21 protein-coding genes and 1 pseudogene are annotated in these 20,796 nt (G+C 73.2%); 10 read left to right on the forward strand and 12 right to left on the reverse strand.

All coding sequences use genetic code 11. From position 1 onward, the window contains the following. Nucleotides 1–82 precede the first annotated feature (82 nt). Nucleotides 83–1,852 carry an excinuclease ABC subunit C gene (locus AC6RUA_RS09335; RefSeq protein ID WP_499812748.1) on the forward strand — a complete coding sequence of 590 codons (1,770 nt, stop codon included), beginning with the start codon at nucleotides 83–85 and terminating at the stop codon, nucleotides 1,850–1,852. Nucleotides 1,853–1,993: 141 nt separating this feature from the next. On the opposite strand, the gene AC6RUA_RS09340 is transcribed toward AC6RUA_RS09335, so the two are convergent. Both AC6RUA_RS09340 and mdh read right to left on the reverse strand, forming a co-directional pair. Beyond that, nucleotides 1,994–2,917, reverse strand: coding sequence for a CPBP family intramembrane glutamic endopeptidase (locus AC6RUA_RS09340; RefSeq protein ID WP_499812749.1), 924 nt, complete (start codon nucleotides 2,915–2,917; stop codon nucleotides 1,994–1,996). Between the two features lie 135 nt (nucleotides 2,918–3,052). Further along, nucleotides 3,053–3,967, reverse strand: coding sequence for a malate dehydrogenase (gene mdh / locus AC6RUA_RS09345; RefSeq protein WP_499812750.1), 915 nt, complete (start codon nucleotides 3,965–3,967; stop codon nucleotides 3,053–3,055). Nucleotides 3,968–4,223: 256 nt separating this feature from the next. Between mdh and upp the strand changes: the two genes are divergently transcribed. After that, a complete protein-coding gene (gene upp / locus AC6RUA_RS09350) occupies nucleotides 4,224–4,901 on the forward strand; it encodes a uracil phosphoribosyltransferase (RefSeq protein WP_499812751.1) in 678 nt (225 codons plus the stop codon). 84 nt (nucleotides 4,902–4,985) lie between these two features. Beyond that, nucleotides 4,986–5,189 (forward strand): DUF7569 family protein, encoded by a 204-nt coding sequence (locus AC6RUA_RS09355; protein WP_499812752.1) that lies wholly within the window; start codon nucleotides 4,986–4,988, stop codon nucleotides 5,187–5,189. Here the strand turns inward: AC6RUA_RS09355 and AC6RUA_RS09360 are convergent. Beyond that, the gene (locus AC6RUA_RS09360) at nucleotides 5,176–7,338 is read right to left on the reverse strand and encodes a S9 family peptidase (RefSeq protein ID WP_499812753.1); all 2,163 of its coding nucleotides are present in this window, start codon (nucleotides 7,336–7,338) and stop codon (nucleotides 5,176–5,178) included. The genes AC6RUA_RS09355 and AC6RUA_RS09360 overlap by 14 nt on opposite strands. Nucleotides 7,339–7,532: 194 nt before the next feature. Between AC6RUA_RS09360 and AC6RUA_RS09365 the strand changes: the two genes are divergently transcribed. Beyond that, entirely contained in the window at nucleotides 7,533–8,558 is a 1,026-nt protein-coding gene (locus tag AC6RUA_RS09365; protein ID WP_499812754.1) for a zinc-dependent alcohol dehydrogenase, read from the forward strand. 202 nt (nucleotides 8,559–8,760) lie between these two features. On the opposite strand, the gene AC6RUA_RS09370 is transcribed toward AC6RUA_RS09365, so the two are convergent. The 4 genes from AC6RUA_RS09370 to trpY form a co-directional block, all read right to left on the reverse strand. Next, nucleotides 8,761–9,921 (reverse strand): NAD(P)/FAD-dependent oxidoreductase, encoded by a 1,161-nt coding sequence (locus tag AC6RUA_RS09370; protein WP_499812755.1) that lies wholly within the window; start codon nucleotides 9,919–9,921, stop codon nucleotides 8,761–8,763. Nucleotides 9,922–10,027: 106 nt separating this feature from the next. Beyond that, nucleotides 10,028–10,669, reverse strand: coding sequence for an IMPACT family protein (locus tag AC6RUA_RS09375; protein ID WP_499812756.1), 642 nt, complete (start codon nucleotides 10,667–10,669; stop codon nucleotides 10,028–10,030). A 42-nt stretch (nucleotides 10,670–10,711) separates the two neighbouring features. Then, entirely contained in the window at nucleotides 10,712–11,200 is a 489-nt protein-coding gene (locus tag AC6RUA_RS09380) for a hypothetical protein (RefSeq protein ID WP_499812757.1), read from the reverse strand. 94 nt (nucleotides 11,201–11,294) lie between these two features. Next, the gene (gene trpY / locus AC6RUA_RS09385) at nucleotides 11,295–11,795 is read right to left on the reverse strand and encodes a TrpY family transcription regulator (RefSeq protein ID WP_499812758.1); all 501 of its coding nucleotides are present in this window, start codon (nucleotides 11,793–11,795) and stop codon (nucleotides 11,295–11,297) included. Between the two features lie 159 nt (nucleotides 11,796–11,954). Here trpY and AC6RUA_RS09390 point away from each other — a divergent pair, with 159 nt between their 5' ends. Continuing rightward, nucleotides 11,955–12,614, forward strand: coding sequence for a DUF8528 domain-containing protein (locus tag AC6RUA_RS09390; RefSeq protein ID WP_499812759.1), 660 nt, complete (start codon nucleotides 11,955–11,957; stop codon nucleotides 12,612–12,614). Nucleotides 12,615–12,648: 34 nt separating this feature from the next. Here the strand turns inward: AC6RUA_RS09390 and hisB are convergent, their stop codons facing one another. Further along, nucleotides 12,649–13,239: an imidazoleglycerol-phosphate dehydratase HisB gene (hisB, locus tag AC6RUA_RS09395; RefSeq protein ID WP_499812760.1), complete on the reverse strand. Its 591-nt coding sequence runs from the start codon at nucleotides 13,237–13,239 to the stop codon at nucleotides 12,649–12,651. Between the two features lie 169 nt (nucleotides 13,240–13,408). On the opposite strand from hisB, the gene AC6RUA_RS09400 reads away from it, so the two are divergent. Beyond that, nucleotides 13,409–13,573, forward strand: a complete 165-nt coding sequence (locus AC6RUA_RS09400; RefSeq protein ID WP_499812761.1) for a hypothetical protein — start codon at nucleotides 13,409–13,411, stop codon at nucleotides 13,571–13,573. Nucleotides 13,574–13,643: 70 nt separating this feature from the next. Here AC6RUA_RS09400 and hisA read toward each other — a convergent pair whose 3' ends face one another. Next, nucleotides 13,644–14,372: a 1-(5-phosphoribosyl)-5-[(5-phosphoribosylamino)methylideneamino]imidazole-4-carboxamide isomerase gene (gene hisA, locus AC6RUA_RS09405; protein WP_499812762.1), complete on the reverse strand. Its 729-nt coding sequence runs from the start codon at nucleotides 14,370–14,372 to the stop codon at nucleotides 13,644–13,646. A 123-nt stretch (nucleotides 14,373–14,495) separates the two neighbouring features. On the opposite strand from hisA, the gene AC6RUA_RS09410 reads away from it, so the two are divergent. From AC6RUA_RS09410 to AC6RUA_RS09420, 3 genes and pseudogenes are all read left to right on the forward strand, one after another. Further along, nucleotides 14,496–14,996, forward strand: coding sequence for a cation:proton antiporter regulatory subunit (locus AC6RUA_RS09410; protein ID WP_499812763.1), 501 nt, complete (start codon nucleotides 14,496–14,498; stop codon nucleotides 14,994–14,996). Beyond that, nucleotides 14,996–16,176, forward strand: a pseudogene (locus AC6RUA_RS09415) (cation:proton antiporter). Before AC6RUA_RS09410 ends, AC6RUA_RS09415 begins: the two are co-directional and overlap by 1 nt. Before the next feature lie 142 nt (nucleotides 16,177–16,318). Next, entirely contained in the window at nucleotides 16,319–17,182 is an 864-nt protein-coding gene (locus AC6RUA_RS09420; protein ID WP_499812764.1) for a CheF family chemotaxis protein, read from the forward strand. 20 nt (nucleotides 17,183–17,202) lie between these two features. Here the strand turns inward: AC6RUA_RS09420 and AC6RUA_RS09425 are convergent, their stop codons facing one another. The 3 genes from AC6RUA_RS09425 to AC6RUA_RS09435 all read right to left on the reverse strand — a co-directional run bounded on the left by AC6RUA_RS09425 (nucleotide 17,203) and on the right by AC6RUA_RS09435 (nucleotide 19,990). Continuing rightward, on the reverse strand, nucleotides 17,203–18,474 hold the full coding sequence (locus tag AC6RUA_RS09425) for an MFS transporter (protein WP_499812765.1): 1,272 nt from the start codon (nucleotides 18,472–18,474) through the stop codon (nucleotides 17,203–17,205). A gap of 63 nt (nucleotides 18,475–18,537) precedes the next feature. Beyond that, complete coding sequence (locus AC6RUA_RS09430; RefSeq protein ID WP_499812766.1) at nucleotides 18,538–19,722, reverse strand: MFS transporter; 1,185 nt, start codon at nucleotides 19,720–19,722, stop codon at nucleotides 18,538–18,540. 133 nt (nucleotides 19,723–19,855) lie between these two features. Continuing rightward, entirely contained in the window at nucleotides 19,856–19,990 is a 135-nt protein-coding gene (locus AC6RUA_RS09435) for a transporter (protein ID WP_499812767.1), read from the reverse strand. Between the two features lie 138 nt (nucleotides 19,991–20,128). Between AC6RUA_RS09435 and AC6RUA_RS09440 the strand changes: the two genes are divergently transcribed. After that, the gene (locus AC6RUA_RS09440; RefSeq protein WP_499812768.1) at nucleotides 20,129–20,722 is read left to right on the forward strand and encodes an arsinothricin resistance N-acetyltransferase ArsN1 family B; all 594 of its coding nucleotides are present in this window, start codon (nucleotides 20,129–20,131) and stop codon (nucleotides 20,720–20,722) included. Nucleotides 20,723–20,796: the final 74 nt, after the last annotated feature.

Consider the following 20,796-nt stretch of genomic DNA (forward strand, 5'->3'; position numbering starts at 1 on the left):
TTAACGTTTCTCCCCGGGTATCCGCTGTGATATCTGGGGGGACGCGTCACCCTCAAACGCGCGGAGCGCCTGTCGTCTCACGATGGACGCGAGCGCCGTCCGCGAGCGGGCCGGCGAGTTCCCCCGCGACCCGGGCGTCTACCTGTTCCACCGGGGCGAGGCGGTCCTGTACGTGGGGAAGGCGGTCGACCTCCGGGCGCGGGTCCGGTCGTACGCCGACCCCCGCTCGGGGCGCGTCGCTCGCATGGTGGGACGGGCGGACCGGCTGGAGTTCGCGGTCACCGACACGGAGACGCAGGCGCTGTTGCTCGAGGCGAACCTCATCAAGCGTCACCGGCCGCGGTTCAACGTCCGCCTGAAGGACGACAAGTCGTACCCGCTGGTCCAACTCACCGACCACTCCGTCCCTCGAATCGAGGTGACCCGCGACCCCGAGGAGGGGGCCACGGTGTTCGGGCCCTACACCGACAAGGGACGGGTGGAGACGGTGGTGAAGGCGGTCCGGGAGACGTACGGCCTGCGCGGCTGTTCGGACCACAAGTACAGCGGGCGCGAGCGGCCCTGTCTCGACTACGAGATGGGGCTGTGCTCGGCCCCCTGCACGGGAGAGATCGCCGAGGCCGACTACCGGAGCGACGCCGAGTCGGTCGTCCGGTTCTTCGAGGGGGAGACGGGCGTGCTCGCCGACCCGCTCCGTCGCGCGATGGAGGCGGCCGCACAGGACGAGGAGTTCGAGCGCGCGGCCAACCTCCGCGACAAGCTGACCGCGGTCGAGTCGTTCCACGGCGCGGGCGAGGAGGCCGTCGACTCCCGCGACGAGGAGCGGACGGTGGACGTGCTCGGCGCGGCCGTCGAGGGCGACGCCGCCGTCGTCGCGCGCCTCCACAGCGAGCGCGGACAGCTCGTCGACCGCTCGCGGCACACGCTCGACGCGCCCGCGAGCGCGGGCGACGACCCGGCCGAGGCGGGCAGTCCGGTCGCGGAGGTGCTCGGGGCGTTCCTCGTGCAGTACTACGCCGAGCGGGAGCTTCCCGACGCGGTCCTGCTCTCGGAGCGGCCGACCGACGCGGACGTGCTCGACTGGCTCGCCGCGGAGGGCGTCGACGTGCGCGTCCCCGGCGCCGGCCGGGAGGCGAAGCTGGTCGACCTCGCGCTGAAGAACGCCCGACAGGGTCCCACCCGAGCGGACGCGACGGCGGCGCTCGGCGACGCGCTCGGCGGCGTCCTGGACGGAGCCCGGCCCGAGCGCGTCGAGGGGTTCGACGTGAGCCACGGCCAGGGGCGACACGTCGTCGGCTCGAACGTCTGTTTCGTCGACGGCGCCGCGGAGAAGGCCGACTACCGCCGGAAGAAGCTCACCGACCGCAACGACGACTACGCGAACATGTGCGAGCTGATTCGCTGGCGGGCCGAGCGGGCCGTCGAGGGCCGCGACGACCGCCCGGACCCCGACCTGCTGCTCGTCGACGGCGGCGAGGGGCAACTCGCCGCCGCGCGGGACGCGCTCGCGGAGGTCGGCTGGGACGTGCCGGCGGTGGCGCTGGCGAAGGCCGAGGAGAGGGTCGTCATCGACGACGGGGTGCGCGACTGGCCGTCGGACGCCCCCCACCTCCACCTGCTCCAGCGGGTGCGCGACGAGGCGCACCGCTTCGCGGTCCAGTACCACCAGACGCTCCGAGACGACGTCTCGACGGTGCTCGACGACGTGCCCGGCGTCGGCCCGGAGACGCGCCGCCGCCTCCTCCGCCGGTTCGGCTCGGTCGAGAACGTCCGCGCCGCCTCGACCGAGGACCTCACGGACGTGAACGGCGTCGGGGCGAAGACCGCGCGGACCCTGACCGAGCGGCTGTAGGTCCGGGGGCGTCGGCCGCTCCCCGTCGTCGGGCGTTCGCGGGCGGCGCGGTCGTCGCCTCGCTCGCCACCGAGGCGGTGCCGGGGACGTACGAGCAGGGCGACGAGTCGGTCGGTGTCGCCACCGCGCCCGGGGTCCTCCTCACGTTCGCACTGAAGTGCCGGCTCGGTCGGTCAGCACGTCGCTGCGCGCGAGGAGGACGGCGGCGACGGCGACGAACGGGAGGACCGCGAGCAGGCCGACCGGGAGCGGCCCGAGGAGGGGGTTGGGGTTCCCCCGGACGGCGACGAGCGCGAGTCCCGCGACGGCGTTCACCGCGCCGTGCCCGACCGACGCCGGCCAGACGCTCCCCTCGCGGAGCGTCGCCCACGCGAAGCAGACGCCGAGCGCGACGGTGAACGGGAGGAACGCGACCATCCCGACCCACGGGAAGCCGGGGTAGCCGAAGCCGTACTCGTAGCCCATCCCGACGAGCGGCCAGTGCCAGACGCCCCAGACGACGCCGTGGAGCAGCGTCGCCCGGCGGGCGCCCAGCGGGAGGAGTTTCGGCAGGAGGTACCCCCGCCAGCCGAACTCCTCGCCGAACGCGAACAGCGCGTTGACGAGCGGCGCGACGGTGAGCGCGCTCACCACCTGAATCGCCACGAGCGTCGTCGGGTCGAGGTCGACGCCCGCGGCCCCGAGGCCCTCGGCGTACGCCCGCATCGACGGGTCGAACGTCGCCGGGAACGCCGCGAAGAAGACGAGCGCGCCGAGCACCACCAGCACGACCGGTCCGAACCACATCGCGGCGTACACCCGCAGGTGCCCCCTCGGACTCGGGCGCAGACGGAGGTCCCGCCGTCGCTCGCCGGTGAGGAGTCGCGTGACGACGTTGCCGACGGCCGGGCCGAACATGTACGCCGTGGGGAGCAGCACGCCCGCGAGCGTCAGCGGCCCGAGCACCGGCGGGCTGACCGACAGCCCGCCGGTCGCGTAGATGACGCCGGCGGTCGCCCACGAGACGCCGAACGTGACCGCGAGGAAGACGCCGAGGCGACGCGTGTCGACATCGGTGGCGGACATTCGCTCGATGGGTTCCGCAGCGGACGACGTGAACCCGTCGGTCGCCGCGGGAGAACGACCGACGGGACCGACGAGCGACCCGCGACCGACTCGGTGCCGCCGACCGAGTGGCGCGAGCGGGGGGGCCGTCCCGCGTTACGATATCTCGTCGTACTGCTCGCGGAGTTTCTCCGCGGCCTCGTCCATGAGGTCGGCCTCGTAGTCGGTGAGGTCCCACTCGACGACCTCCTCGACGCCGTCCGAGCCGAGTTTCACCGGGACGCCGAACGCGGTGTCCTCGTAGCCGTACTCGCCGTCGAGCACGATGCTCCCCGGGAGGACCGCGCCCGTGTCGCGGAGGATGGCCTCGACGGTGTGTGCGACGCCCGTCGCCGGACCCCACTGGGTCGCGCCCTTGCGCGAGATGACGTCCATCGCGGACTCCTGGAGGTCCGCGAGTATCTCCTCGCGCTCGCCGTCGTCGAACTCGGGGTCGCGCCCGTTCACGCGCACCTTCGAGAAGACGGGGACCTGCGCGTCGCCGTGTTCGCCCAGAATCGTGGCGTCGACGTTCTTCACGGGCGCGTCGAACCGCTCGGAGAGGACGTACCGGAAGCGGGCGGAGTCGAGGCGACCGCCGAACCCGACGACCTTGTGGCGGTCGCGGTCGCCCGACTCGTAGAGGTGGCGGTTGAGCAGGTCGACTGGGTTGGAGGTGGTGACGGAGACGAAGTCGTCGTTGTACTCGGCGAGCGACGAGCCGATGTCGTCCATGATGGGCGCGTTGTCGCCCGCGAGGTCGATGCGCGTCTGGCCCTCCTTTCGGGGGATGCCCGCGGTGATGACGACGACGTCCGACCCCTCGGTGTCCTCGTAGCCCCCCTGCCGGACCCGGGTGTTCGAGTCGTACGCGATGCCGTGGTTGGTGTCGGCCGCCTGTCCGACCGTCGTCTCCTCCATGTCCGGGATGTCGACGAACACCAGTTCGTCCGCCACGTCCCGGAGCGCGAGGTTGTAGCCCGCCGCGGCCCCGACCGTGCCGGCCGCGCCGATGATGCTAACTTTCGTCATACCACGTGAATCGCCGCCCGAAATCCGGGTAAGCGTTTCGACTCCCGGGATTCCGGGGCGCACGCGTCGTATTCGGGTTCGTCAATAGTCGAACCTCCGGCGGCTCGCCGCCGAGGCCGGGCGCCCGCCGGCGGACGCGGCGGGCGCCGACCGTCCGTCCCCGCGTCGGTCCGCACCGAACGGCGAGACCGGCGTCCGAGCCGCCGACGCGCGGGATTGGTCGGGATTTATGTCGCCACGAGCGCGACCCCGACGCATGCCCATCGAGGAACGCGGCGACGCGCACCTCATCACCCACGCGCTCGCGAAGGACACCCTCTCGAAACTCCGGGACGTGAACACCGAACAGGTGGCGTTCCGGAAGGGACTGGTGAAACTCGGCCGCATCTGCGGCTACGAGGTCATCGACGGGGCGATGGAGACGGAGTTCGTCTCCATCGAGACGCCGCTCGCGGAGACGACCGGCGAGCGGGTGAAGGGGCTCGACGACGTGGTCATCGTGAACGTCCTCCGGGCCGCCACGCCGTTCGTCGAGGGCCTGCTCAAGGCGTTCCCCCGCGCGAAACAGGGCGTCATCTCGGCGGGCCGCAACGAGGACGCCGGCATGAGCGAGGATGGCACGTTCCCCATCGAGATCGACTACACGAAGCTCCCGGACGTGACGCCGAACGACACGGTCATCGTCGCCGACCCGATGCTCGCCACCGGGTCGACGATGTGCGCGGTGCTCGACCACGTGCTCTCGCAGGGGGCCAACCCGGAGCGGCTCATCGTCCTCTCGGCCGTCTCGGCGCCCGACGGGCTGGTCCGGGTGAGCGAGTCGTTCCCCGAGGCGGACCTGCTGACCGTCGCCATCGACGACCACCTCAACGACGAGGGGTTCATCGTCCCCGGACTCGGCGACGCGGGCGACCGCGCGTTCCGGACGACGTGACCGGGACGGCGCGCCCGACGCGTGACCCCGCCGGCGGCGCGGTCCGAGGCAACGCCTATGCCGGTGGCTCTCGCACGCTACACCATGGCCGACTCCTGTGACGCCTGCGGCGACCCGGTCGCCGACGCGCTCGCGCGCACGGTGCGGCTCTCGGTCGACCGGTCGAACGTGGACGAACAGCGGCTCTGTCCCACCTGTTTCGCCGACTGGATCGCCCGCTACGAGTCGGAGATGCGCGCGGGCGCCCGGGCGACCGTCGAGGGCGACGAGGACATCATCGTCGACTGACCTCCGGGTCGGTCTCCCCTGTCGTCTCGGGCCGGGGTCCGTCGTCGCCGTCCGGACCGTCGTCCCCTCCGTCGTCCTCGCCGGCGCTCAACCCGTCGTTCGCCGGACGGTCGAGCGCCTTCTCCGCGTCGTGGTGGTCGCTGTAGCCGTCGAACCAGCGCGCGATGCGCTCGATGCGGTCGACCACGTGGGCGGGTTCGCCCGAGCGCGACAGTTCGTGCCCCTCGCGCGGGTAGCGCACCAGCCGCGTCTCGACGCCGTGTTTGCGGAGGATGCGGTGGAACAGTTCCGCCGTGTTCGCGGGCGTCCGGTAGTCCTCGTCCGAGTGGAGCACCAGCGTCGGCGTGTCCACCTCGTGGGCGTGTGCGACCGGCGACTGTTCCCAGAGCAACTCGGGGTCCTCCGAGGGCGTCGTGTCGTAGTCCCCTTCGATTAGTTTGTACGCGCCGTCGGTCGAGCCGTAAAAGCCCGTCATGTCGTACACGCCCCGCTGGGAGACGGCCGCGCGGAACGAGTCGGTCCGGCCGACCGCCCACGAGGTGAGGTAGCCGCCGAACGACCCGCCGGTGAGGAAGACGTTCGACTCGTCGACGTACTCCCGGTCGGCGACCGTCTCGACGCCCGCCAGCACGTCCGTGAGCGTGACGGTCCCCCAGTCGCGCTCGATGGCCGCCGCGTACTCCTCGCCGAAGCCCGTGGAGCCGCGGGGGTTCGACCAGAAGACGACGTAGCCGCGCGCCGCGAGCGTCTGGAACTCGTGCCACACCGTCCCGCTGGTCGTCCACATCGCGTGCGGACCGCCGTGGACCTCCGCGACCATCGGGTACGTCTCGTCTCCGTCCTCCCCGAACCCGGGCGGCGTGAGCACCCACCCCTCGACCGGCCCCTGCTCGGACTCGAACGCGAGTTCCTCGGGTTCGCCGACCGTCACCCGGCCGAGCAGGTCGGCGTTCAACTCGGTGAGCCGGCGCTCCTCCGCTCCGTCGGTGAGGCCGCTCCTCCCGTGGACGAGCGCGAACACGTCGCCGGGGTGGTCCCACTCGCTCCTCGTCAGCACGCTGACCGACTCGCCGACGCGCGCGCCCGTCACCTCGCCGCCGCGGTACGCCCGCTCGGGTTCCCGGCTCGCGTCGCCCGGGGCGGCCCACAGCGCCGTCGCACCCTCGTCGGGCGTGGTGAAGTACAGCGTCTCCTCGCCGGGTCCCCACTGGGGGGCCGCCCCGAAGCCGAGCGTGCGGTCGATTCCGGCCGTGACGTCGCGCGTCTCGTCGGCCGCGCGGTCGTACACGTGGAGTTCGGTCGGTTTGAGCGTCGACCGCTCCTCGTCGGTGTAGAGGTGTGCGATGCGGTCGTCCTCGGTGACGGCGAGCGCCGCGCCCCACCCCGACGAGCGGTGGACGTCCTCGCGTTCGCCGGCGTCGGTGTCGTACGCCACGATGTCGTAGCGCAGGTCGTCGTCCGGGTCGTCGCCCACCTGTCGCGCCGTGAAGTACAGCGTCCCCTCGTCGCCCCACGTCGGGTCGGCGTGGTCGTAGTCGGCCTCGGTGACGCGGGTGATTCCACTGCTGCCGTCGGTGCCGTCCGCGTCGTCGGCCGTCGCCGCCTCGACGTCGACCAGGTACACCTGCGGTCGCTTCCCGTCGAAGTAGCGCTGGGCCGAGCGGTACACCGTCCGGTCGATGACGCGCGGGTCGGGCTCCTCGGGTTCGTACTCCTCGGGTGCGCACTCGTCGCGCCCCCCCTCGCGGTCCTCGACGGTCACCTGCTGGAGGAAGGCGATGCGGCTCCCGTCCGGACTCCACGCGATGGACGAGACGCCGCCGACGACGTTCGTCACCTGCCGTGCCTCGCCGCCGCCGAGCGGGAGCACCCAGAGCTGCTGGGTGTCGTCGTCCTTCCCGCGCGTCGAGGTGAACGCGAGGCGGTCGCCCGACGGCGAGAACCGCGGTTCCGCGTCGGCCCCCTCCGCGAGCGTGAGCCGCCGCGGCTCCTCGCTCCCGTCGACGGGGACGAGGTACACCGACGACTCGTACTCCTCGTCGCCGTCGGGGGCGGTCCGGACGAACGCCACCCGCTCGCCGTCGGGCGAGAGCCGCGGGTCGCTCGGCCTGGCGATGTCGTGGTAGTCGCTCGCCTGCATCGGCTCCATACGCCGGCGTGAACGTGGCGGGGGAAAGCCGTTCGGAAGGCGGAAGCCTCGCTCGCTCCGTGGTGGGTGGCGTCACCCCTCGTTTCCCGCTCGTCGACTCCACCGCCGCCCCGACCCGGCGGCGTCGTGCCGGTGCGTCGGGTTCGTGTGGCGTGTGACCTACACTCATTACGCGCGACCGACTACCCCTCCCCGTGCCCAACGAAACCGTCGTCTTCACCGAACCCGAGCGCGTGGTCGTCCGGGACGCGGACGTTCCGACGCCCGAACCGACCGAGGTGCTGGTCGAGACCGAGCGCTCGCTCGTCAGCACGGGAACGGAACTCACCGTCCTGTCCGGCGACTTCCCCGAGGGGTCGCAGTGGGCGGAGTACGGGACGTACCCGTTCACCGCGGGCTACTGTAACGTCGGCACCGTCGTCGACGCCGGCCGCGACGCCGACGAGTCGTGGGTCGGGCGCCGGGTCGCCACCCACGCCCCGCACGCGCGCTACTCGACCATCGACCCCGAAGCGGGGCTGTGCGTCCCGGTCCCCGAGGGTCTGGCGTCCGAGACGGCCGCGTTCTTCACCATCGCGGGCATCGTGATGAACGGCGTCCGCCGGAGCCGGCTGGCGTGGGGCGAGGACGTCGCGGTGTACGGGCTGGGACTCCTGGGTCAACTCACCGCCCGGGTCTGCCGGCTCGCCGGCGCGCGCTCGGTCGTCGGGTTCGACCTCGCGGCGTCGCGGCTCGACTACCTGGTCGAGGACGAGACCATCACGGGGTACGACCCCGCCGTGACCGACCCCGCGACGGCCGTCGACGACGCCGCGCGCGACGGGGTCGCCGACGTCGTGTTCGAGGTCACCGGCGTCCCCGACGCGGTCGCGGACGAGTTCGACGTCCTGCGGCCGTGCGGGCGACTGGTCGTGCTCTCCAGCCCCCGGGGGTCGACGGAGCTCAACCTCCACGACCACTGTAACGCCCCGAGTTACGAGATAATCGGGGCACACGGCTCGTCGCACGCGCCGCCGCGGCGGGAGGACGGCCACTCGTACGCCCAGTCGCGGTGGACCCACGCGCAGCACTACGAACTGTTCTTCGACTCCCTCGCGGCCGGCCGCCTCGACGTCGCCCCGTTGGTCAGTCACCGCGTCGACGCCCGGGACGCCCCCGGGGCGTACGAACGGTTGCTCCGGGACCGGACCGACGCGCTCGGCGTCGTGCTGGAGTGGTGAGGGGTGGTCCGGACGAATCGGACCATGCGGGTGGTTCGGATGGTTCGGATGGTTCGGATGGTTCGGATGGTTCGGATGGTTCGGATGGTTCGGATGGTTCGGATGGTTCGGATGGTTCGGATGGTTCGGATGGTTCGGATGGTTCGGATGGTTCGGATGGTTCGGATGGTTCGAGTGGTTCGGGTGGAGCAGGTGCTCCGGTTCAGGCGAACCGTCCGGGGTCGAACGCCGAGATGTCGGCGTCGGGCGTCGCCCCCCGGACGGTCTCGGCGACGACCCGGCCGCTGTACGGGCCGAGCGTCAGCCCCGTCGGGCCGTGCCCCGTCGCGAGGTACGCGCCGTCCACGTCCGGCACCGGACCGAGCAGCGGGAGTCCGTCGCGCGAGATCGGCCGCAGGCCCACGCGCACCTCGCGCGGGCGGGCGTCCGCGAGGCCGGGAGCGATGCGGAGCGTCTCGCCGTACACGTCGTACAGCCCGCCGACCGTGGCGTGGGGGGCGAACCCGGTGCCGTCCTCGCGGGTCGCGCCGACCGCCACGCGGCCGTCTGGCCACGACACCAGGTACTTGTGCCGGAACGGGCTGACGATGGGCCAGTCGCTCGTGTCTGCGTCCACGTCGACGTGGAGTATCTGCCCCCGCTGGGGGTCGACCGGGACGGGGAGGCCGAGCGTCTCCGCGAACGCGCCCGACCACGCCCCGCCGGCGACGACGGCGGCGTCGAACTCGCGGTCCTCGCCGTCGGCGACGACGCCCGTCACCGCGCCGCTCTCGACGCACAGGTCCGTCACGTCGGCGGACTCGACGGTCAGTCCGTGCCCTTCGCCCGCCTCGCGGAGCGCGCTCGTGAACGCCCACCCGTCGACGCGCCCCCGGTCGCGGTACCGCACGACCCGCTCCGCGTCGCCGAGCGGCGGGAACAACTCGCGGGCCCGCGCCGGGGATATCTCCTCGAAGCTCCCGGGTTCGGGCGCGCCGTGCGACTCGGCCCGGCGCTCGGTGCGCGCCTTCGCCTCGGCGAACGGGTCCAGTTCGTCCTCGTCGAACGCGACGCTCAGCAGGTCGCACTCGGCGTAGCCGTGGTCGGTCGCGCCGGCGGCCTCGAGTTGCTCCACCAGGTCGGGGTAGTAGTCCGCCGCGCGGATGCCGAGTTCGAACCAGGCGTCCGAGTCGGTCCGGCTGCTCGTCGCCGCCGAGACGATGCCCGCGCCGGCGTCGGTGGCGCGCCCCTCGTCGGCCCGGTCGAACAACACCGTCTCGACGCCCGCGCGCGCCAGGTGGTAGCCGACCGACGAGCCGACGATGCCGCCGCCGACGACGGCGACGCGTTCGTCGTGTCCGTTGTGTCCGTCGTGTTCGCTCACGACCGCCGTTGGCACGCGGGGGCCGTGAATCTACGTCCCCCGGTCACGCGGACACGCTCCCGCCGCGCCGGTCCCCCGGGGCGTCGGACGACCGGGGACGGTCCCCTCAGTCGATGTCGACCCGCCCGCTCGTCGCGCTCCGGAGCCTGTCGCGCAGCCGCGCCGCCGCGTCCACCGGGACGCGCGCCTCGAAGGTGACCTCCGTCTCGTACGCCGCGTCGAACTCGACGCCCGCGCTCTCCAGAATCCCGCGCACGGTCCCCGAGTCGTCGTACTCGGTCGTGACCCGGACGCGCTCGTGCGGGACCTCCTCGACGACGCCCGCGGCGTCGAGCCCCTCCTTCACCGCCCGCGAGTACGACCGCGCGAGACCGCCGACCCCGAGGTTCGTCCCGCCGTAGTAGCGCGTGACGACGGCCACCACGTTGCGGACGTCCTCCTGCTGGAGCACGTTCAGCGCGGGCTTGCCCGCCGACCCCGTGGGTTCGCCGTCGTCGCCCGAGTACTCCCGGAGCATCGGCTCGCCAGTCGCCGGCCCCCGCGCCTCGCCGGGCGGTTCCGCGGGGACGCGGTAGGCGGGGACGTTGTGGGTCGCGTCGTCGTACTCCGCGCGCACCTCGTCGACCACCGACTCCGCCTCGGCGACGGTGTCGGCGGGCGCGAGGTGGCCGACAAACCGCGAGCCGCGGACGGCGAACTCGGCGGACGCACGCCCGCCGACCGTGCGGTACGGCTCAGTGTCCGACATACCCGGGCGTTCGTCCGCGGCGGCAGAGGATTAGGGTTTGGGTCACCCGTCCGCGTTCGGTCCCGCGTCGGTGGTCGCGTCCTCCCCGCCCGTTCCGACCTCGGGGTCGGCGACGAACAGCACGAGGAACGCGACGACGCCGACGAGTTCCGCGGCGAACGCGACGAGCGCCGGCGGGTCGACCGCGAGGTGCGCGAGTATCTCGCCGACCGGGTCGGTCGTCCCGTGGGTCGGGACGAGTCCGCCGTGACCCGTGAGGTGCCACCAGGCGTAGCCGGCAACGTACGTCGCCATCACGCCGGCCGCGAGCGAGTAGAGCCGTCGGTGGCGGGAGCCGTACAGCACCGCGGCGGCGATACCGAGCAGCAGCAGGCCCGACGGGACGAACAGGTACGGCCGCGGGTCGCGAAACGAGAGCAGCGGGAGGTACACCGCCAGCCGCGGCAGCCCCTCGATGAGGTGGATGGCGGCGGCCACTGCGGCCGCCTGCACGCCGATGAACCGGGTCGCGGTGGCGGCGGCGTCGTCCATGGCGGCGCTCGGGCACCGACCGCGAAGAGGGTGTCGGTTCGCTCACCGCGTCCGACCGACGGACTACCGCGGAGAGCGGCTCTCGAGGTTTCCTTCAGAACTCCAGGCTCCGCACGTACGGCAACTCGCGTATCTCCACCAGCAGGTCTCCCGGCACCTCGCCGTCGGTGATGATGTACAGTTTGGGGTCGTCCGCGAACTCCGGGTCGTCCGAGAGCACCTGCCGCAGCGAGATGTCCGCGTCCGCGAGCATCCCGGTTATCTCGGCGACGATGCCAGACGCGTCGGGGTCGCCCACCTCGACGGTGAGCACCGTCAGGTCGAGCACCGGGGCGAGGTCCATCAGGCTCGGGATGGAGGTGATGTTCCCGAACACGCGCCGGAGTTCGTCGTCCGCGAGGACGGCGTCGGTCGTCGCGTCGACGACCCGACGGTCGACCCCAGCCTCGCGCGCGATGCCCGTGTTCGGTATCTCGATACCCCCCGAGACCACCCGCCCCTCGTCGTTCACGGAGAACCCCCGCTCCAAGAGGAGCCTGATGACCGCCTGCTGGCTCGGCGACCCCTCGAACTTCCCCATTATCTCGTCGAACATCCGTCGTCCGACTGGTGGCGGGCGACGGGCCATAACGGTTCGCTCTCGGCCGGGAGTGCCGGGGGCGGGGGAGCGAAACTCCCCGCCAACCGCCCGCGCACCGGCCGCCTCGCCGCCGCCGGCAGAAGAACCATAGTCCCGGCCGGCGAGAGACCGGACATGCGCGAACTCGACTGCGACTTCTGTGGCGCGGCGGCCGCCGGGGCGTACGAGGTGCTCCCGGCCGACCTCGACCCGTCGCCCGCAGAGCAGGTGCGCGTGGTGCTGTGTCCGAACTGTCGGGAGACGCTCGACGGCGTTCTCGCCCCCCTGCTCGCCCGCGTCGGCTCCGGCAGCGCGGCCGACGGCGGGACCGCGGCCGGAACGGCCGGCGCGCCGCCGCCCGCGGGCGGGGAGTCCCAGAGCGGGGACGCCGACGCCGCTCGCTCCGACCAGGAGGACGACGCGCAGGCGGATGCTCGCTCGGAGAACCCCGGCCTGCCCGCCGACGACGCGGTCATCATCGACGCCAGCCAACGGGAGGCGCAACTCGCGGACGACGCGAACGAGGACGCCCCGACCGACGACGAGGACGCCGCCGAGACGTCCGGCGGGGACTCCGCCGACCCGACGGAGTCCGAAGAATCCGAGGAACCCGAGGGGTTCCGGCAGGTGATGCGCCTGCTCGGCAACCGCGAGTTCCCGGTCGACCGCGCGGAGGTGGTCGACCTGGCGGGCAGCGCGTACGACCTCGACGCGGGCGAGGCGAACGACATCGTCGACTACGCCGTCGAGCGCGACGTACTGGTCGAAGAGGACGGCCAGTTGCGGAAGGCCTGAGGTCGGGCCGAGAACCCGCTCCGACCCGCGCCCCCTACAGGTCGCCCTTCGTGCTCGGGGTGTCGCTCCGCCGCTCGTCCAGCCGGGTCGCGTCGTCGAGCGCCCGCGCGAGCGCCTTGAACAGCGCCTCCACCTCGTGGTGGGCGTTCTCTCCCCGCTCTATCTCCGCGTGCAGCGTCACCCCCGCGTTCATCGCCAGCGAGTAGGCGAAGTGGCGCGCCATGTCGCTGGTGAGGCCGCCCACCCGGTCCTGCGAGAACGAGCCGTCGAACCCGACGTACGGCCGGCCGGCCACGTCGACGACGACGCTCGCGACCGCCTCGTCCAGCGGGACGCGCCGGTCGGCGTAACGCCGGATGCCGCGCTTGTCGCCGAGCGCCTCCGCGAACGCCTCCCCGAGGACGATGGCGACGTCCTCGACGCTGTGGTGGTCGTCTATCTCCGTGTCGCCGTCACACCGGACCGTGAGGTCGAACAGCCCGTGCTTGGCGAACGAGCCGAGCATGTGGTCGAAGAAGCCGATTCCCGTCTCGACCTCGCTCTCGCCGTCGCCGTCGAGCGCGAGCGTGAGTTCGACGTCCGTCTCCGCCGTCTCGCGCGCGACGGCGGCCGTGCGGTCGCTCATCGTCGGTGTTCGGGCCGGACGGGCCAAGACCGTTGCGGACCGCGCGGCGGGGACGGTCGCGCCCGACCGTCGGCCACGAGCGTTATCCGGGTGTGACTCCGGACGGACGGGCGTCGGACGGTCGTCTGCCTTGATTTCAATACCCTCGAGGTGGTTTCAATCCGACGCGATGCGCTCAGAACTCCCGGCGATGCTGGCGTTCGCGGGTGGGTCCCTGTCGCTCTCGTCGGCGACGCTGGCCGGTCTCGTGGCCGGCATGGCACTCATGGCCCTCGCGAACACCCTCGCCGTCGCGTTCGTCTCCCGCCAGTTGAGCGGTCGACCGACCGGGTGAGCGGACGCGAATCCGGGCTTCCCCGCGGGCGGTCGGGTCCGCCGGGGACGCGGTATCGCCCCGCTCCGGGTCAGGCGTCCATCGCCTGCCGGAGCGTGAACTCCCCTTCGTACAGCGCCGTCCCGACGACGACGGCGGCGGCGCCTGCCGCCCGTAGTTCGCGGACGTCGTCGAGCGTCGCTACCCCGCCCGACGCGACGACCGGAACGTCCACCGCGTCGACCACGCGCTCGACCGCGTCGCGGTTCACGCCCGCCAGTTGGCCCTCCACGTCGACGTCGGTGAACAGGATGGACCCCGCGCCGAGGTCCTGGTAGCGCGCGGCCGCCTCCGCGGGGTCGAGACCGGTCCCCTCGGTCCACCCCGAGACGACCACCTCGCCCGCCCTCGCGTCGAGGCTGACCATCACGCTCCCCGGTTTCTTCTCGGAGACGTCTGCGACGATGTCGGGGTTCTCGACCGCCGCGGTGCCGAGGATGACCCGGTCGACGCCGTGGTCCAGCAGCCAGAGGGCGTCCGCGGGAGTGCGGATGCCGCCGCCGACCTGTACGTCGACCCGTTCGCCGACGGCGTCGACCACCGCTTCCAGCGCGGGGGCGTTCGCCCGCTCGCCGGCGAACGCCCCGTCGAGGTCGACGAGGTGGAGCGTGCGCGCGCCCTCGTCGACCCAGCGCTCGGCCACCTCGACCGGGTCGCCGTAGCGCGACTCGGTGCCCGGTTCGCCCTGTACCAGTTGGACGGTCTCGCCGTCCTTCACGTCCACCGCGGGGACGACCTCGAACTCGGGGAACTGCGTCATCGGCCGGACGTGTGCGTCCCAGGGGTAAACGTTCGCGGCTTCCCGTTCCCACCCCCCGTCCGGACGGGACCCCGCGCCGTACACTTAAGCCGGAATCGCCCCACTGCACGCGCACGACTCACGATGACGGTGTACGAATCAGACCTCCCGGGGGTAGGCAAGAAACACGAGATAGACCTCGGCGACGGCACCCGGCTGGTCGTCGTCACCCACAACACGGGCAAGCGCGAGGTGTTCCGGCGCGCGGACGCCGACGCCGACGCCGAGAAACTGTTCGAGTTGAGCGACGACCTGGCCCGGACCGTCGGGACGGTGCTGGAGGGAGCGTACTTCCAGCCGGTCAGGAGCGACGGGATGGAGACGGTCCTCGGCGGCGACACGCTGCTGGAGTGGTTCGCGGTCCCCGACGGCTCCCCGCTCGCGGACAGCACGCTCCGTGACGCCCGGGTGCGCGAGCGGACCGGCGCGTCCGTCATCGCCGTCCAACACGGGGAGGAGGTGACGGGGAACCCCCCTCCCGAGGACGAGGTCCACGCGGGCGACACGGTGGTCGTCGTCGGCACGCGCCAGCAGGTGGACGCGTTCGAGGCGACGTTCCTGTCCGACGCCGACGCGGACGCCTGATGGCGGTCGAGAACGGCCTGCTGGCGCTCGGCGTCCTGTTCGCCGCCGTCGCCGTCGCGGGCGCGCTCGTCGCCGGGTCGGCGTCCCCGCCGTCCCGCTGTACGTCCTCGCGGGCGTCGTCGTCGGCCCGCACGTCGCGGGCGCGGCCGGTCTGCCGTACGTGGCGGACTCCGAGGCGGTCACGGTCCTCGCGGAGGTCGGGGTCGTGCTCCTGCTGTTCTTCCTGGGACTGGAGTTCAGCCTCGACCGCCTGCTGGCCGCGCGGCGACGGCTGTCGGCGGCCGCGGGGGTCGACCTCCTCGTGAACTTCCCCGTCGGCGTCGCGCTCGGTCTCCTGTTCGGCTGGGGGCCCGTCGGCGCGTTCCTGCTCGGCGGCGTCGTCTACGTCTCCTCGTCGGCGGTCATCACCAAGTCGCTGGTCGACCTGGGCTGGATCGCGGACCCGGAGGCCGAACCCGTGCTCGGAACGCTCGTCGCGGAGGACCTCGTGGTCGCGGTGTACCTCGCGCTCGCCTCGGCGGTCGTCCTCGGCGGCGACGCGGGGAGCGCGCTGACGCGCATCGGCGTCGCGCTGGCGTTCCTGCTCGCGGTCGCACTGTTCGCGCAGTTCGGCGCGCGCCCGCTCGCCCGCGTGCTCGACGGGAGCGACGAGGAGTTCGTACTCCGCACGCTCGCCGTCGCGCTGGTGGTCGCGGGGCTGGCGCTCGCGGTGGGCGCGAGCGAGGCGGTCGCCGGGTTCTTCGTCGGCGTGGGCGTCGGCGCGACGCCGCTGCACGACCGCGCGGCCGACACGCTCGCGCCCGTCCGGGACGCGGTCGCCGGGGTGTTCTTCGCGTGGGTCGGCCTCCGCACCGACCCGGCGCTCGTGGCCGCCGTCGCCGGACCGCTCGCGCTCGCGGCCCTGCTCACCGGCCCGGCGAAGGTGGTGAGCGGCGCGCTCGGCGGCCGCCTCTACGGGCTCTCGCGGCGCCGCTCGCTGCGGGCCGGACTGGCGCTGGTCGCCCGCGGCGAGTTCTCGCTCGTCATCGCGGCGCTGGCGGCCCTCTCGCCGGACCCGACGGTCGCCGCGACGGTCCCGGCGTTCGCCGTCGGCTACGTCCTCGTCATGGCGTTCGCGGGCACCGTCGCGATGAGCGAGGCGGCCCGCGTCGAACGGTTGGTCGGCGTCGACGCGGACTGACTCGACCGGTCGACCGGGCCGGACGCGGCGAGCGTCCGCCGCTCGGTCCGCTTCCCGCCGGCCGCGTGCGACCGCGCCTCCCGTTATCAGCGCCGAAACGGGGCGCGCAACGGTCAAGTAGAGCGACTCGCATCCGGTCGGTATGGCAGAGTCCGCCGTCGCCGACTTCGTCGGGCGGTTCGCCGCCCCCGGCGCGGACGAACCCTCCCGCGGGCGCGTCGTGCTCAGCCGGCGCCGCCTCGTCCTCGCCGCCGCCGACGCTCGCGAGACGATTCCGCTCTCGTCGGTGTTCGACGTGACGGTCGGACAGGTTCCCCCGGAGGCGGCCGACTACTTCAACGACACCGTCACCGTCGCCTACCGCGACGGCGACGCCCGGCGGGTCGCGGCCGTCGAGGGGACCGACGACACCATCGACCGGTTCGCGGCGGTCCTGTTCCGGGTGCTGCTCGGCGGGTCGACCGTCCGCGTGCGCCACCCCGCGAAGGTCGGCGGGCGCGTCACCGACGCGCCCGTCTCCCGCGCGCGTCTCACCGTCTCCCCGGGGTCGTTCTCGTTCGCGGACTGTCCCGACCCGTTCTCCGTCGCCCTCTCGGCCGTCGTCGCCGTCGAACGGGTGGAGCGCGACTTCGGCGACGGTCCCCGCCCGGTGGTCTCGTTCCGCCACGTCGTCGACGGCGCCGCCGTCACCTCCGAAATCGGGCTGCCGACCGGTCGGGAGACGAACCTCCTCGGCCGGTACGTCCGCCTGCGCTACGCGGAGGTGCGCGCCGCGGCCGAGGAGACGGAGCCGAACGAGGCGGAACTGGAGGTGCTCGTCGCGCTGTACACCGCGGGGAGCGACGCGTCGCTCGCGTCGGTGCTCGACGCCGACCCCCAGCGGCTCGCAGTGCTTCTCAACGGTCTCGCCGAGGACGGACTGGTGGTCGACACCGACGACGGGACCGAACTCACCGCGACGGGGCGGGTCGTCGTCGGGCAGCGGCTCGAATCGGTGAACGCCTGACGACCGGCCCTTCCGACCGCTCAGTTCCGACGGGAGACGGCGAACACGACGAGTCCGGCGACCACGGGGACGACGGCGATGGCCGGGTACGCCCGCGCCAGCCCGGTCCGGCCCGCGAGCGCGCCGAAGACGGCCGGGCCCACGACCCCCCCGAGCGCGGAGGCGGTCTGGACGACGCCGAACAGGCCGCCGCTGAAGCCCCGCTCGGCGTACTCCGAGACGAGCGCGTTCACGACCGGCAGCGCCGCGTACACCGTCGTCCCGAGCAGGAAGAACCACGGCAGGAGCAGCGCCACCCGGCCGGGGAGCAGAGCGGTCGCGGCGACCGCCCCGCCCGCGATGAGGAACGCGGCGGCGACGAGGCGGTGGCGCTCGAACCGGTCCGCGAGCGACCCGAACAACAGCGTCGCGAGCGCGCTCCCGACGAGCAGCGCGGCGAACACAGCGTTCGCCGTCGCCGCCGTCGCCCCCGCTCGGACGGTCACGTACGAGGTGGCGTACGTCCGCACGCCGTACGACTGGAGCGTGAACGCGAACTTCAGGAGGGCCAGGCCGAGTACCCAGGGGGCGAGCACCGCCCCCACCGCGCGAACCGTGCCGGCGCGGACCGACGCCAGCGAGGGGACGGACGCCGCGAGCGAGCGTCCCCCGGTTCGCCCGGTCGCCGCCGACCCCCCGCCCGACGGGGACGGGCCGACGCGCAGTCCGACCGCGAACACCGCCGCGTAACAGAGTCCGAGCGCGCCGGCGACGCGGAACCCGGTCCGCCACCCGGCGAGCGACGCCACCCCGCCCACGACGACCGGCGCGAGGAGGTTCCCCCCGATGCCGGCCACCTCGTGGACGCCCATCGCCCGCCCGGCGCTCGCGTCCGGTTCCAGGTCGCTGACGAGCGACATCCCCGCCGGGTGGTACGTGCTCCCGCCGACCCCCGAGAGGGCGACCCCCGCGAGGAGTCCCTCGTACGTCGGCGCGGCGCTCGCGACGACCAGCCCGGCCGCCATCACCGCGGTCCCGGCGGCGACGAGTCCCGAGCGAGCGACCCGGTCCGCGAGGAACCCCACCGGCAGCTGGAACACCGCGTACATCGCGAAGTACGCCGACACCAGCAGGCCCGCGCGGGCGTACGTCAGCCCGGCGTCCGCGACGAGGAAGGGGATGACCGGCGGGACCGCGAGGCTGAAGAACTCGTTGACCGCGTGCGCCCCGCTGACGAGCGCGACCCGTCGTCCGTTCGCGAGGCCGAACGCGGCGCTCGCACGCGCCGAGACGTCGTCGAGCGCTCCCCTCATCTCGTGAGGGTGGACGATTCGAGACCGGGGGCGTCAACGTACCGGGGCCGGCGAACGCCGCCGCTACCAGCCGGTGCCCGCGACCCGGTTCGTCGGGAGCGCGAGCGCGGGAACCGCGAGCGCGCCGGCGACGACGAGCAAGCCCGCCGCCCACCCCGAGCGCGTCACGACCCACCCGACGGCGACGCCGTTGAGCGCCGCGAACGCGATGTAGGCGGTGCGGGCCAGCCCGAACCCCGTCCCGCGCTCGTCGGCTCCCAGCCGGTCGAGCAGCCGCGACTGCACCGGCGGTCCCCACCCCATCCCGACGCCAAGACAGGCGACGGCCGCGGCCGTGACCGCGAGCGACCCGCGGGCGAGGAGCGCGAGACAGCCGACGCTCCCGACGACCAGCGCCGCCGACGCCACGGCGTCGCGCCCGACCCGGTCGGAGAGGCGGCCGGCGACCGGCTGGGCGGCGGCGACGGCGAAGAAGTACCCGGAGAACAGCGTTCCGGCGAGCGCGGGCGACAGGCCGTGGTACTCCCGGAGCAGGAGCGGGAGGAAGGAGAACGCCGCCGTGTCGGCGAACTGCGCGAACGCCGCCACCGCCGTCGTGAACGCCACGGACGGCCGCGAGAGGAGGCTCCGCACCGCGGTCGGCGACGCTCTTCCCCCGCCCCTCTCGTCGCCTCCGTCGGCCGCCGGTGACCGCGGTTCGACGACCGCTCCGATGCCCACGAGCGCTGGGACGACGACGGCCGCCGCGAGCAGGAGGACCGCCCGCCAGCCGTGCGTCGCCGCCACGAGCGCGACCACCGGTCCGGTGAGACCGACGGCCTGCGCGCCGAGGCGGTGGACGCCGACGACGCCGCCGGTGTCCTCGAACAGGTCGGTCAGGAGCGACGTGGCCGGGCTGTAGTACGCGCCGCTCACCAGCCCGACGAGCGCCATCCCGGCGACGAGACCCGCTCCCGACGGGGAGAACGAGACCAGCACGCTCGCCGCGCCGGTGAGCGCCAGCGCCGCGAGCACGACCCGCCGCTCGCCGTAGCGGTCCCCGAGCGCGCCGCTCGGGAGTTGGACCGCGGCGTAGGTGAGCGTGCTCGCGGCGACGGCGGCGCCGACGACGAACGCGGACAGCCCCAGCCCCTCCTTCAGGTCCGCGAACACCACGCTCAGCGCGAACTCGACGAACCGGACGCCGAAGTACGCGAGGACGAACAGCGACAGCACGGCGCGGCGGCGTGCGACCGGAGTGCGGGGCATCGGTTCGCTCCGCTCCGTTTCCCGGCCGCACCCGTCACTCTACCGGACTCTCTCGACGGGGGTCCTCACCGCGCCTCCCGTCCGCCGCCCCTCTCGCGACCGACGGTGCGGCACGGCGCCGGGCGGGGTCGGTCTACGACCCGCCGAGGACGCGGGGCGCGACGCCGAGCAGTATCGTCACGATGCCGATGATGGTGGCGATCGGCGGAATCGGGATGAGCAGGAACACGATGCCGACGAGGATGACGAGGGTGGACTTTCTGACCATACCTCTGCTCGCGTTCGCCACCGACTTGTGGGCACTGGCCGGTCGGTGGTCGCTCCCGGGTCGCCAGTCGACCCGTTAGTGCCGGTCCCGGGTCCCCCGGACCGGGACGGCTTTGCCTCCCGCGTGCCACGCTCGCGCATGGCCACCATCCGTCCGGTCGGCGCGGCCGACGCCTCCGCCATACGCGAGATGTACGCACCGTACGTCGCCGAAACGGCGGTCTCGTTCGAGGAGGACCCTCCGAGCGCCGCGACGGTGCGCGAGCGAATCGCCGACACCGTCGAGCGGTTCCCGTGGCTCGTCTGTGAGCGCGACGGCGCGGTTGCCGGGTACGCGTACGCCCACGCTCACCGCGGCCGGGGGGCGTACCGCTGGTCGGTCGACAGTTCGGTGTACGTCGCGGAGCGCGCCCGCCGAGGCGGGGTGGCGACCGGGTTGTACGAGTCGCTGTTCGCGCTCCTCCGCCTGCAGGGGTTCCGGAACGTCTACGCCGGGACGGCGCTCCCGAACCCGGCGAGCACGGGCTTTCACGCGGCGATGGGGTTCGACCCCGTCGGGACGTACGAGCGCGTGGGGTACAAACTCGGCGAGTGGCGCGACGTGCGGTGGTGGCACCTGTCGCTCGGCGACTATCCCGACGACCCGGCGGACCCCGTCGACGCCGCGACGCTCCGCGGTGGACCCGACTGGGACGCGGCGGTGACCGCGGGCGAGGCGTCGCTGGAGGACTGAGTCTCGGCGCCCGTCTCGCGGTACGGGGACGCGAGCCCCCGAACTGAATCACCGCCGGGCGTCAGCGCGACCGC

This window comes from Halorarum sp. SLYT50 (assembly GCF_059821265.1).

Coding starts and splice junctions, on each gene's coding strand:
- AC6RUA_RS09335 (WP_499812748.1), top strand. CDS start 83: ATGGACGCGAGCGCCGTCCGCGAGCGGGCCGGCGAGTTCCCCCGCGAC.
- AC6RUA_RS09340 (WP_499812749.1), bottom strand. CDS start 2,917: ATGTCCGCCACCGATGTCGACACGCGTCGCCTCGGCGTCTTCCTCGCG.
- mdh (WP_499812750.1), bottom strand. CDS start 3,967: ATGACGAAAGTTAGCATCATCGGCGCGGCCGGCACGGTCGGGGCCGCG.
- upp (WP_499812751.1), top strand. CDS start 4,224: ATGCCCATCGAGGAACGCGGCGACGCGCACCTCATCACCCACGCGCTC.
- AC6RUA_RS09355 (WP_499812752.1), top strand. CDS start 4,986: ATGGCCGACTCCTGTGACGCCTGCGGCGACCCGGTCGCCGACGCGCTC.
- AC6RUA_RS09360 (WP_499812753.1), bottom strand. CDS start 7,338: ATGGAGCCGATGCAGGCGAGCGACTACCACGACATCGCCAGGCCGAGC.
- AC6RUA_RS09375 (WP_499812756.1), bottom strand. CDS start 10,669: ATGTCGGACACTGAGCCGTACCGCACGGTCGGCGGGCGTGCGTCCGCC.
- AC6RUA_RS09380 (WP_499812757.1), bottom strand. CDS start 11,200: ATGGACGACGCCGCCGCCACCGCGACCCGGTTCATCGGCGTGCAGGCG.
- trpY (WP_499812758.1), bottom strand. CDS start 11,795: ATGTTCGACGAGATAATGGGGAAGTTCGAGGGGTCGCCGAGCCAGCAG.
- AC6RUA_RS09390 (WP_499812759.1), top strand. CDS start 11,955: ATGCGCGAACTCGACTGCGACTTCTGTGGCGCGGCGGCCGCCGGGGCG.
- hisB (WP_499812760.1), bottom strand. CDS start 13,239: ATGAGCGACCGCACGGCCGCCGTCGCGCGCGAGACGGCGGAGACGGAC.
- AC6RUA_RS09400 (WP_499812761.1), top strand. CDS start 13,409: ATGCGCTCAGAACTCCCGGCGATGCTGGCGTTCGCGGGTGGGTCCCTG.
- hisA (WP_499812762.1), bottom strand. CDS start 14,372: ATGACGCAGTTCCCCGAGTTCGAGGTCGTCCCCGCGGTGGACGTGAAG.
- AC6RUA_RS09410 (WP_499812763.1), top strand. CDS start 14,496: ATGACGGTGTACGAATCAGACCTCCCGGGGGTAGGCAAGAAACACGAG.
- AC6RUA_RS09420 (WP_499812764.1), top strand. CDS start 16,319: ATGGCAGAGTCCGCCGTCGCCGACTTCGTCGGGCGGTTCGCCGCCCCC.
- AC6RUA_RS09425 (WP_499812765.1), bottom strand. CDS start 18,474: ATGAGGGGAGCGCTCGACGACGTCTCGGCGCGTGCGAGCGCCGCGTTC.
- AC6RUA_RS09430 (WP_499812766.1), bottom strand. CDS start 19,722: ATGCCCCGCACTCCGGTCGCACGCCGCCGCGCCGTGCTGTCGCTGTTC.
- AC6RUA_RS09435 (WP_499812767.1), bottom strand. CDS start 19,990: ATGGTCAGAAAGTCCACCCTCGTCATCCTCGTCGGCATCGTGTTCCTG.
- AC6RUA_RS09440 (WP_499812768.1), top strand. CDS start 20,129: ATGGCCACCATCCGTCCGGTCGGCGCGGCCGACGCCTCCGCCATACGC.